The sequence below is a fragment of the Modestobacter sp. KNN46-3 genome (genome assembly GCF_011039295.1).
The window spans coordinates 1-9,358 of sequence record NZ_JAAKGN010000173.1; the positions used below are offsets into that span (position 1 = coordinate 1).

At 73.9% G+C, this 9,358-nt stretch carries 8 protein-coding genes; 3 read left to right on the plus strand and 5 right to left on the minus strand.

From position 1 onward, the window contains the following. The first annotated feature begins 136 nt into the window (after positions 1–136). Positions 137–730, plus strand: a complete 594-nt coding sequence (locus G5C62_RS23155; protein WP_241176078.1) for an Rv3235 family protein — start codon at positions 137–139, stop codon at positions 728–730. 95 nt (positions 731–825) lie between these two features. On the opposite strand, the gene secA is transcribed toward G5C62_RS23155, so the two are convergent. Beyond that, positions 826–3,888: a preprotein translocase subunit SecA gene (gene secA, locus G5C62_RS23160; RefSeq protein WP_206330813.1), complete on the minus strand. Its 3,063-nt coding sequence runs from the start codon at positions 3,886–3,888 to the stop codon at positions 826–828. A gap of 87 nt (positions 3,889–3,975) precedes the next feature. On the opposite strand from secA, the gene G5C62_RS23165 reads away from it, so the two are divergent. Beyond that, positions 3,976–4,416: a TIGR03618 family F420-dependent PPOX class oxidoreductase gene (locus G5C62_RS23165; protein WP_241176079.1), complete on the plus strand. Its 441-nt coding sequence runs from the start codon at positions 3,976–3,978 to the stop codon at positions 4,414–4,416. A 19-nt stretch (positions 4,417–4,435) separates the two neighbouring features. Then, positions 4,436–4,990 (plus strand): GNAT family N-acetyltransferase, encoded by a 555-nt coding sequence (locus tag G5C62_RS23170; protein ID WP_036340666.1) that lies wholly within the window; start codon positions 4,436–4,438, stop codon positions 4,988–4,990. Positions 4,991–5,106: 116 nt separating this feature from the next. Here G5C62_RS23170 and raiA read toward each other — a convergent pair whose 3' ends face one another. The 4 genes from raiA to G5C62_RS23190 form a co-directional block, all read right to left on the minus strand. Beyond that, positions 5,107–5,844 carry a ribosome hibernation-promoting factor, HPF/YfiA family gene (gene raiA, locus G5C62_RS23175; RefSeq protein WP_036340428.1) on the minus strand — a complete coding sequence of 246 codons (738 nt, stop codon included), beginning with the start codon at positions 5,842–5,844 and terminating at the stop codon, positions 5,107–5,109. Positions 5,845–5,871: 27 nt separating this feature from the next. Continuing rightward, positions 5,872–6,750, minus strand: coding sequence for a ComF family protein (locus G5C62_RS28780; RefSeq protein WP_156119336.1), 879 nt, complete (start codon positions 6,748–6,750; stop codon positions 5,872–5,874). 95 nt (positions 6,751–6,845) lie between these two features. Then, entirely contained in the window at positions 6,846–8,585 is a 1,740-nt protein-coding gene (locus tag G5C62_RS23185; RefSeq protein WP_164702852.1) for an LpqB family beta-propeller domain-containing protein, read from the minus strand. Then, the coding region (locus tag G5C62_RS23190) for a HAMP domain-containing sensor histidine kinase (protein WP_164702853.1) at positions 8,582–9,358 on the minus strand (777 nt) is incomplete at its 5' end. The genes G5C62_RS23185 and G5C62_RS23190, both read right to left, overlap by 4 nt.

A 9,358-nucleotide genomic window follows, 5' to 3' on the forward strand; every position in this document is an offset into this window, starting at 1 on the left:
GCATCAAGGAGGAGTCCCTCGGCTTCCTCTTCAACCTCGAGGTCAAGACCAAGGAGCAGCAGGCCGCCGAGGCCGCGCAGAAGCAGGCCGCCGCCCACCCCGATCCGCCGTTCCCCGTCGTCTCGAGGAGACACCGATGACCGCCTCGCCGAGCCTCTCCCCCGCACCACCCGCGCCCTCGTCGTCCGGGTCGCTGACCGCAGCACCGGCGCCCCGGCGGCTGCACCTGGTCGCCGTCCGCACGCCCGGACCTCCGCTGGAGGACCAGCGCGTGCCGGTGCGGCTGCTGGTCCCGGGCCGGCGCACACCGCGGCCGACACCTCCGCCCGGTCCACGGCCCCGCCTGGACCAGCCGGTTCGGCCGGCCGGTGAGGCGGCGGACTTCGGGCCGGCCTGGACGCGCCGAGCCGAGCTGCCCGACCCGCAGGCCGCCGGACGGCGCCTGGTCACCCTCACCCTCGAGGCGTTCGCCGGCCGCCGGCCGATCGGTCAGTTGCAGTCACTGGTGAGCCCGGCGCTCTTCCAGGCCCTCAGCGGTCGCCGCCGGCCGCGCTGGTGCACCGAGGGGACCGCACCGCTGCTGCTGGGCTCGGTGCGGGTGTGCGAGCCGGTGGACGGGGTGGCCGAGATCAGCGCCGTGGCCCGACGGGGAGGGCGGGCGCACGCGGTCGCGGCACGGCTGGAGGGGATCGACGGGCGCTGGCGCTGCACGGCGCTGCAGATCGGCTGACGGAGGTCCGTCCCCGCGCCTGATGAGCGGGGCCGTGCCCACACGCCGACGCCCCGCCGACCAGTGGTCGGCGGGGCGTCGGTGGGTTCAGTGCGTCAGCCTGCGACGCCGTGGCACTGCTTGTACTTCTTGCCCGAACCGCACGGGCACGGGGCGTTGCGCGGGGTCTCCTTGGTGCCGGTGACGGTCGCGGTCTTGGCGGCCTTCGCCCGGCCACTCTCCTTGGCCGAGGTGTCGAGGCTGGGGGCGCTGTAGGTCAGCTCCCCCTGGTCCGGCGCCTCCAGGCCCTTGATCTCGGGCTCCGGTACGTCCGCCGGCTCGGCGGCAGCCGTCCCGGCAGGCGCCGGTGCGGCAGTCGCCGGTGCGGCAGCTGCGACGGGGGCCGGCTTGCGGGTGCGCCGGGCCGAGCTCGTCGTCCCGCTGCCGTTGCCGTCGGACGTCGGCGCAGCCGCCGGCGCCGGGGCAGCACCGTTGCCGTCGGCGGCAGCCGGGGCGGCGGGAGCGGTCGGCTCGGCAGCGGGAGCGACCGGCGCAGCCGCAGCCGCTGCCGCCTGGGCTGCGGCCTGCCGGGCCAGCACCCGCTCGGTGCCGGCCTGCGCCCGGGCGAGCGCCTCCCCCTCGGCGGCGGCCTGCTTCTGCGCGGCCTCGGCGGCCTGCTGCTCCTTGGTCTTGACCTCGAGGTTGAAGAGGAAGCCGAGGGACTCCTCCTTGATGCCGTCGAGCATCGCGTTGAACATGTCGTAGCCCTCGCGCTGGTACTCCACGACCGGGTCGCGGTTGGCCATCGCGCGCAGGTGGATGCCGGCCCGCAGGTAGTCCATCTCGTAGAGGTGCTCGCGCCACTTGCGGTCCAGCACCGTCAGCAGCACCCGCCGCTCGAGCTCACGCATGACCTCGGAACCGAGCGACTCCTCGCGGGCGGCGTAGGCGGCGTGCACGTCGGCGAGCAGCTCCTCCTTGAGCACGTCCGCGGTGAGCGCGGCCTGGTCGCCGTCGGCGACCCGGTCCAGCAGCTCCTGCCGGTCCAGGCCCACCGGGTACAGCGCCTTGAGGCCGGCCCACAGCTGCTCGAGGTCCCAGTCCTCGGCGTAGCCGGTCTCGGTGGCACCGCTGACGTAGGCGATGACGACGTCGTCGACCATCGTCTGCACCTGCAGGTGCAGGTCCTCGCCGTCGAGCACCTTGCGCCGCTCGTCGTAGATGACCGTGCGCTGCCGGTTGAGCACCTCGTCGTACTTGAGGACGTCCTTGCGGACCTCGTGATTCTGCTGCTCGACCTGGGTCTGCGCGGACAGGATCGCCCGGCTGACCATCTTCGACTCGATCGGCTGGTCGTCGGGCACCCGCAGCGTGGTCATCATCGACTCGAGCATCGGGCCGTTGAACCGGCGCATCAGGTCGTCGCCGAGCGACAGGTAGAACCGCGACTCCCCCGGGTCACCCTGGCGCCCGGACCGCCCACGCAGCTGGTTGTCGATCCGCCGGCTCTCGTGCCGCTCCGTGCCCAGCACGTACAGGCCGCCGGCCTCGGTCACCTGGTCGTGCTCGGCCTTGACCTGCGCCTGCGCCGACGCCAGTGCGTCGTCCCAGGCGGCCTCGTACTCCTCGGGGGTCTCCGCCGGGGACAGGCCCTTGGCCCGCAGCTGCTCGTCGGCGATGAACTCGGCGTTGCCGCCGAGCTGGATGTCGGTGCCGCGGCCGGCCATGTTGGTGGCGACCGTGACGGCGCCGAGCCGCCCGGCCATCGCGATGATCGACGCCTCCCGGGCGTGGTTCTTCGCGTTGAGGACCTCGTGCGGGATGCCCCGCTTGACCAGGTACCTGCTCAGCAGCTCGGACTTCTCCACGCTCGCGGTGCCGACCAGCACCGGCTGGCCCGCCTCGTGCCGCTCGGCGATGTCCTCGACGACGGAGTCGAACTTGGCCTTCTCCGTCTTGTAGATGACGTCGGCGCGGTCGGCGCGCACCATCGGCCGGTTCGTCGGGATGGGCACGACACCGAGGGAGTAGGTCTGGGAGAGCTCGGCAGCCTCGGTCTGGGCCGTGCCGGTCATCCCCGAGAGCTTCTCGTAGAGCCGGAAGTAGTTCTGCAGGGTGATCGTGGCGAGGGTCTGGTTCTCGTCCTTGATCTTCACCCGCTCCTTGGCCTCGATGGCCTGGTGCATGCCCTCGTTGTAGCGCCGGCCGGAGAGCACGCGGCCGGTGAACTCGTCGACGATGAGGACCTCGCCGTCGGTGACGATGTACTGCTGGTCCTTCTTGTAGAGCTCCTTGGCCTTCAGCGCGTTGTTCAGGTAGCTGATCAGCGGGGTGTTGGCGGCCTCGTAGAGGTTCTCGATGCCGAGCTGGTCCTCGACGAACTCGACGCCCTCCTCGCTGATGGAGATGGTCCGCTTCGCCTCCTCGACCTCGTAGTGCCGGTCGCGCTTCATCAGCGGGGCGATGCGGGCGAACTCGCCGTACCACTTGGCGCTGGTCTCGGCGGGGCCGCTGATGATCAGCGGGGTGCGGGCCTCGTCGATGAGGATCGAGTCCACCTCGTCGACGATGGCGAAGGCGTGCCCGCGCTGGACCAGGTCGTTCCGGCTCTGCGCCATGTTGTCGCGCAGATAGTCGAAGCCGAACTCGTTGTTCGTGCCGTGGGTGATGTCCGCGGCGTACTGCTCGCGGCGCACGTCGGGGCGCTGGCCCGAGACGATCGTGCCGATCGACAGGCCGAGGAAGCGCTGCACGCGGCCCATCCACTCGGCGTCGCGCTGGGCCAGGTAGTCGTTGGTGGTGACCACGTGCACGCCGTCGCCGCTCAGCGCGTTCAGGTAGGCCGGCAGCACACCGGTCAGGGTCTTGCCCTCACCGGTCTTCATCTCCGCGATGTTGCCCAGGTGCAGCGCGGCACCGCCCATCAGCTGGACCCGGTAGTGCCGCTGGCCCAGCGTGCGGGTCGACGCCTCGCGGACCACGGCGAACGCCTCGGGGAGCAGGTGGTCGAGGGTCTCCCCGTCGCCGTAGCGCGCCTTGAACTCATCGGTCTTCGCGCGCAGCTCGGCGTCGGTCAGATCGGTGACGTCGGGCTCCAGGGCCTCGACCGCGTCGGCGATCTTCGTCAGCCGTCGGACGATCTTGCCCTCACCGGCACGCAGGATCTTGTTGAACACCACCCCCCCAGCGTAGGCGGCGCGGCTGTGAAGCGGTCCCGGCGCGGCCGAGAACGGCATCCGGATCCGCCGACTCGTACCCTCCGCCACGTGTCCTCCGACTCGAACTCCCCCTCCGCCGCGCTGCTCGGTCCCGGGGCGGTGACCTTCTTCACCGAGCGGCACCTGGCCACGCTGACCACGTTGCGCGCCGACGGCAGCCCGCACGTCGTGCCGGTCGGCGTCACCGTCGACGCCGCCACCGGCACCGCCCGGGTGATCACCTCAGGCACCTCGGCGAAGGTCCGGCACGTGCGGGGTGGGCAGACCCGGGTCGCGGTCTGCCAGGTCGACGGCAAGGTGTGGACGACGCTGGAGGGGACGGCGACGGTGCGCGAGGACGCCGGGTCCGTCGCCGACGCAGAGGCCCGGTACGCCGTCCGCTACCAGCAGCCGCGGGTCAACCCGGCCCGGGTCGTGCTGGAGATCTCGGTGGACCGGGTGCTGGGCAACGCCGAACGCTGGCGGGGTCCGGGCCAGGACGAGAGCTGACCGGGATGGACGGGGCGGCATGGACCTGAGCGGCATCGACCTGACCACCGAGGTGGTCCGCACCGACCGGCTGGTCCTGCGCCCCTTCCGCGAGGACGACGTCGACGCGGTGCTGGCCGCGTGCCAGAGCCCGGACATCGCGCGCTGGATCGCGGCGGTGTCGGTGCCCTACACCCGCGCGGACGCCGCCGGGTGGGTCACCGGCGAGGCGCCGGCCATGCGGCGCGAGGGCACCGGCCTGACCGTGGCGATCGAGGCCGACGGGCGGTTCGTCGGGTCCGGCGGCGTGCACCGGATCGGTCAGCACCCGATGGGCCCCGAGGTCGGCTACTGGATCGCCCCCGAGGCCCGCGGCAACGGGTACGCCGCAGAGGCGGCGCATGCGCTCGCCGAGTGGGCGATCGGGCTGGGTGCGCACCGGGTGTACCTCGTCGCCGACGTGCTCAACACCGGGTCCCAGGCCGTCGCCCGCCGGGCCGGGTTCACCCAGGAGGGCGTGCTGCGCTCCTACCTCGCCTACCGGGACGGCAGCCGGGGCGACGCCGCGGTCTTCTCCCGGCTGCCCGGCGACTGAAGAAGGGCCTCCCTGCCCCCCACCACTCGCACGCTCGCGGCGGGCCCCTGCAGGGAGGCCGACGCGGACGAGCCGCCCTCCGCGGGTGCGGAGGGCGGCTCGCCGGGGTGACCGGGTCAGGCGTGCGCGGGCTCGAGGTCTCCCGCTGCCGCGGACGCCGCGATGGCTGCGGCGTCGTCGTCCTCGGCGGTCGCCGGGGCACCGAGCCGGATCAGCCCGTAGTCGAACGCGTGCCGGCGGTAGACCACCGAGGGGACCCCGGTGTCGGCACAGAGGAACAGGAAGAAGTCGTGGCCGACCAGCTCCATCTCGTAGAGGGCCTGGTCGACGTGCATCGGCGTGGCCGGGTGGACCTTCTCCCGGACGATCTGGCCGGGCAGGTGCTCGTCCAGGTCGGTCACCAGGGGCCCGTCGGCCAGCGCGGCCTCGACGTCGGCGGACGGGGTCCCGTCCAGTGCAGGTTCCGGGGCGCTGCTCACCTCGGGGAGCGCCGTCTCATCGACGGCGGGGACGTTGTCGATCCGCACGCTGGGCGGCGTGCGGCGGCCGTGGTGCACGCGGCGACGGTCGTTCGCCCGTCGCATGTGGTTCTCCAGCTTGCCGGCCGCGAGTTCCAGTGCGGCGTAGAAGTCGGGGGCGGAGGCTTCGGCGCGGGCCACCGGCCCCTTGCCCCGCAGCGTGATCTCCACGCGCTGGGCGTTGGCTGACTGCCGAGGGTTCTTCTCGTGCAGCAGCTCCACGTCGATGCGGATGACCTTGCCGTCGAACCGTTCCAGCTGGCCGACCTTGTCCTCCACCTTCTGGCGGAAGTGCTCCGGCACCTCGACGTTACGACCACGGACCACGATCTCCATGGGACCTCCCGGTTGAGCGGGGTGTGATCAACCCGACGCTAGACGCCTTGTCCCGGTCCCGACAGTGGAAGCAGAGCCGAGCCCGTCCCCACCCCGACCACGCACCGTGAACGCCCCAGGTGGCGGCGGGGTGAACGGTCGCCGTACGCGCCGTGGAGTGGCCGCGACGACCGCAGCGACCACCGGCGTGTCCCGGCCCGGTGTGCCCCCCACCTCGGCCAGCGCCCGGGCCCCCTCGGTCAGGGTCGCGCCGCTGGTGACGACGTCGTCCACCAGGACCAGCCGACTGCCGGCGGACACCCCGGCCCACGCCCCGTGCCCGGCCGGCAGCACCCGGAACCGACCGGCCAGGTTGGCCCGCCGGGCGGCGGCGTCCAGGCCGGCGGAGTCCCGGGTCCGCCCGGCCCGCCCGCGCAGCCTCCCCAGCACCGGCGCCGTCCGGGCGGGCACCCCGGCTGCCCGCAACTCGACCACGGCGCGGTCGGCCAGTTCCCGCACGTGGTCCCGGCCCCGCTGGCGCACCGCCGCCGCGGAGCTCGGTACCGGCACGAGGACGACCGGTGCGGACGCCGGCCCCGCCGCACCGGCCAGCACGACGCCGACCGCCAGTGCCAGCGCCGTGCCCAGCGGCCCGGCCAGCTCGGCGCGGCCGTGCTCCTTGAACGCCAGGACCGCCGGGCGGACCGGACCGGCGTAGGCACCGGCCGCCACGGTCGGCGGGAAGCCGGGCGGGTGTCGCCGCGGCTCGGCCAGCCGGGGCCGGGTGAGCCGGCCACGGCAGGCCGGGCACAGGACGTCACCGGGCCGGGCGCAGCCGGCGCAGCTGCGCGGCAGCACCAGGTCGGCCAGCACCCGGCTCCCGGCCCGCAGCACCTCGGTCACACCGCCGTCCGCGTCCCGTCCCATGCCGGGAGCCTGCCCGTCCCGGGCCGCACCCCGGTCGCGCAGCGAGCAGCTGGGGACCCGGGGTGGCCGTGGGGACGACGGCCAGCGCCCTCGGGTCACATCGGGTAGAAGGGCGCGCCTCCGGTCAGCGGCTCGGCACCCCGCACCGCGGTCACCCAGTTGCCCCCGGGCAGTTGCCACAGCGTGCCGCCGGCGCTGACCAACGGCTGACGCCCCGGCGCTGCCGCGACGGCGGTCGGCTGTGCGGGCAACCCCGCGGTGGTCAGCTCGGTGAGCCCCCAGCCGTCGACGCTCACCTCGTAGGGGACGGTGCGCCCGGTGCTCGGGTCACCGGCCAGCAGCAGCAGCGACCCGGCGTTCCGCCAGGCGACGTCCACCACCTGCCGGATCGACGGGGTCACCGAACGCAGGTCCCGGACGCTGACCGCGTCCTCGGCCCGGACGACCGTCCCGACGTAGAGCTGGCCGCCCTCGGGGCCGTCGATCACCACGGCGGCCCGCAGTCCGTCCGGGGAGAGCTGGAAGGTGGTCGCCCGACCCAGCCCGGGCAGCGTGGGGGCACTGACGGTCTGCGGCGCGCCGCCGCCGGGGAGCCGGATCACCTCGGCACCGTCCCGGACGGTCCACACCTCCGCCCGGGTGCCGGCCGTCGTCGGCTCGGTGAAGCTCGCGCCGGTCAGCGCGGGCACCAGCTCCCCGCCGTACTGGCCGGCGTACAGCGTGGCCGGCGCCCCCGACGCCGAGGCCGAGGTGGACACCCCCACCGTCAGCCCGAGCGCGCTGGTCCGGCCGTCGACCGAGACCGCCGCCGAGCCGAGGCGGTACACGCCCGCGCCGGCGGGACCCGGCGCGGCGCTGCCGTCGGAGGCGCGACGGAGCGCACCGTCGGCGACGTAGTGCCCGACGGCATCGGCCGGGACGACGTCCGGGTCGTACTGCTGCCAGTCGTCGACGCGCTGCTGTCCGGGCACGTCCGGCAGGCCGAGGTCCTGGCCGTCGCGCAGCACCTCGACCGAGGTGAGGTCCAGCTGGTCCAGCGACCAGACCAGCTGCGCGGAGGCCGCCTGCAGGGTCGCGTCGTCGACGTCGGCGGGGAAGCTGAGGTCGACCGTCGCCGACCGACCGGAGGTGCTCACCGTGCTGCGCAGCTTCGCGCCGGTCAGCGGGTTGAGCACGCCGGCGGCGATCTGCGGGGACGGGCCGTCGAGCAGGCGCTCCACGAGCGTGTTCGGCTGGGCACCGCCCTCGACCAGGTAGCGGGGATCGGGCACCACCCGGGTGCCGGACTGGTCGATGAAGTAGGCGTCGACGGGTTCGTAGGTGCGGGCGAAGTCCGGCTCGAGCATCAGCAGCCCGTCGGGTGGGTCGCTGATCCGCCACTCCCCCGACTCGTCGGTGAGCGTGAAGTCCTTGTTGTAGACCTCACCGGTGCCGACCGTGAAGCTGCCGCGTTCATCGACGGTGCCCACCTCGGCAGCGGTGACCTCGACGACGCCGGGTTCGGTGCGCACCGGTGCGTAGTCGCCGCTGATGACGGTCAGCCCGTCGCTGTCCCGCCAGGTCTCCGCGGCCTCCTCGGTCAGGTACTGACGGGCCACCGGGTGGTTGCGGACGGTGCTGGCGTTGGCGTCGATGAACCCGCGGACGACCTCCTCCGGCGTCGCGCCCGGTACCGGCGCCGGCGGCTCGATGCCGACCGCACCGGCCGGCGGGGCGGCCGCCTGGGTGATCCGCACCGTGGGGGAACTGCTGGGCACCGTGCTGCAGCCGCCCAGCAGGAGCGCAGCGAGCACCGCGACCAGCGGTGCGCGCCGGGCGGTGCTGCGGCCGGTCACGATGCACCCCCGACGACGCGTGCCTGGGCCGGGCGCAGCGGGAGCGGCGAACTGGACAGCCCGCCGCCAGCGTTCAGCGGCAGGGTGAGCCGGAACTGGGCGCCCTGCCCGGGCTGGCCCCACACCTGCAACCAGCCACCGTGCAGCCGGGCGTCCTCCAGGCTGATGGACAGACCGAGGCCGCTGCCGCCGACGGTGCGCATCCGCGAGGGGTCGGCGCGCCAGAACCGGTCGAACACGTGCTGGGCGGCGACCGGGTCCAGGCCGACACCGTGGTCGCGGACCGTGATCGCGGTCGCCGACCGGTTGGCCGCCAGGACGATCTCGACCGGCTGCCCCTGCCCGTGCTCGATCGCGTTGCCGATGAGGTTGCGCAGCACCCGCTCCACCCGTCGACCGTCCACCTCCGCGATCACCGGCGACGTCGGGACGTGCACCTGCAGGGCGCAGCCGTGCCGCTCGGCGAGCGCGGTCATGCCGGCGGCCACCCGCTCCACCAACGGGCCGAGGTCCTGCGCCTCCGCCTCGAGCGTCGCCGCACCGGCGTCGTAGCGGCTGATCTCCAGCAGGTCGGTCAGCAGGCCCTCGAACCGGTCGAGCTCGGCCCGCAGCAGCTCCGCGGAGCGGGCGACGGCCGGGTCGAAGTCCGCGCGCGCCTCGTGCAGCACGTCCGCCGCCATCTGCACCGTGGTCAGTGGCGTCCGCAGCTCGTGCGAGACGTCGGAGGTGAACCGCTGCTGCAGCTGCGAGAGCCCCTCCAGCTGGGTGATCTG

Bases quoted from the DNA above. Each gene is read 5' to 3' on its own strand.
- G5C62_RS28780 (WP_156119336.1), bottom strand. From the start codon at position 6,750: ATGGGACGGGACGCGGACGGCGGTGTGACCGAGGTGCTGCGGGCCGGG.
- G5C62_RS23155 (WP_241176078.1), top strand. From the start codon at position 137: ATGACCGCCTCGCCGAGCCTCTCCCCCGCACCACCCGCGCCCTCGTCG.
- raiA (WP_036340428.1), bottom strand. From the start codon at position 5,844: ATGGAGATCGTGGTCCGTGGTCGTAACGTCGAGGTGCCGGAGCACTTC.
- G5C62_RS23170 (WP_036340666.1), top strand. From the start codon at position 4,436: ATGGACCTGAGCGGCATCGACCTGACCACCGAGGTGGTCCGCACCGAC.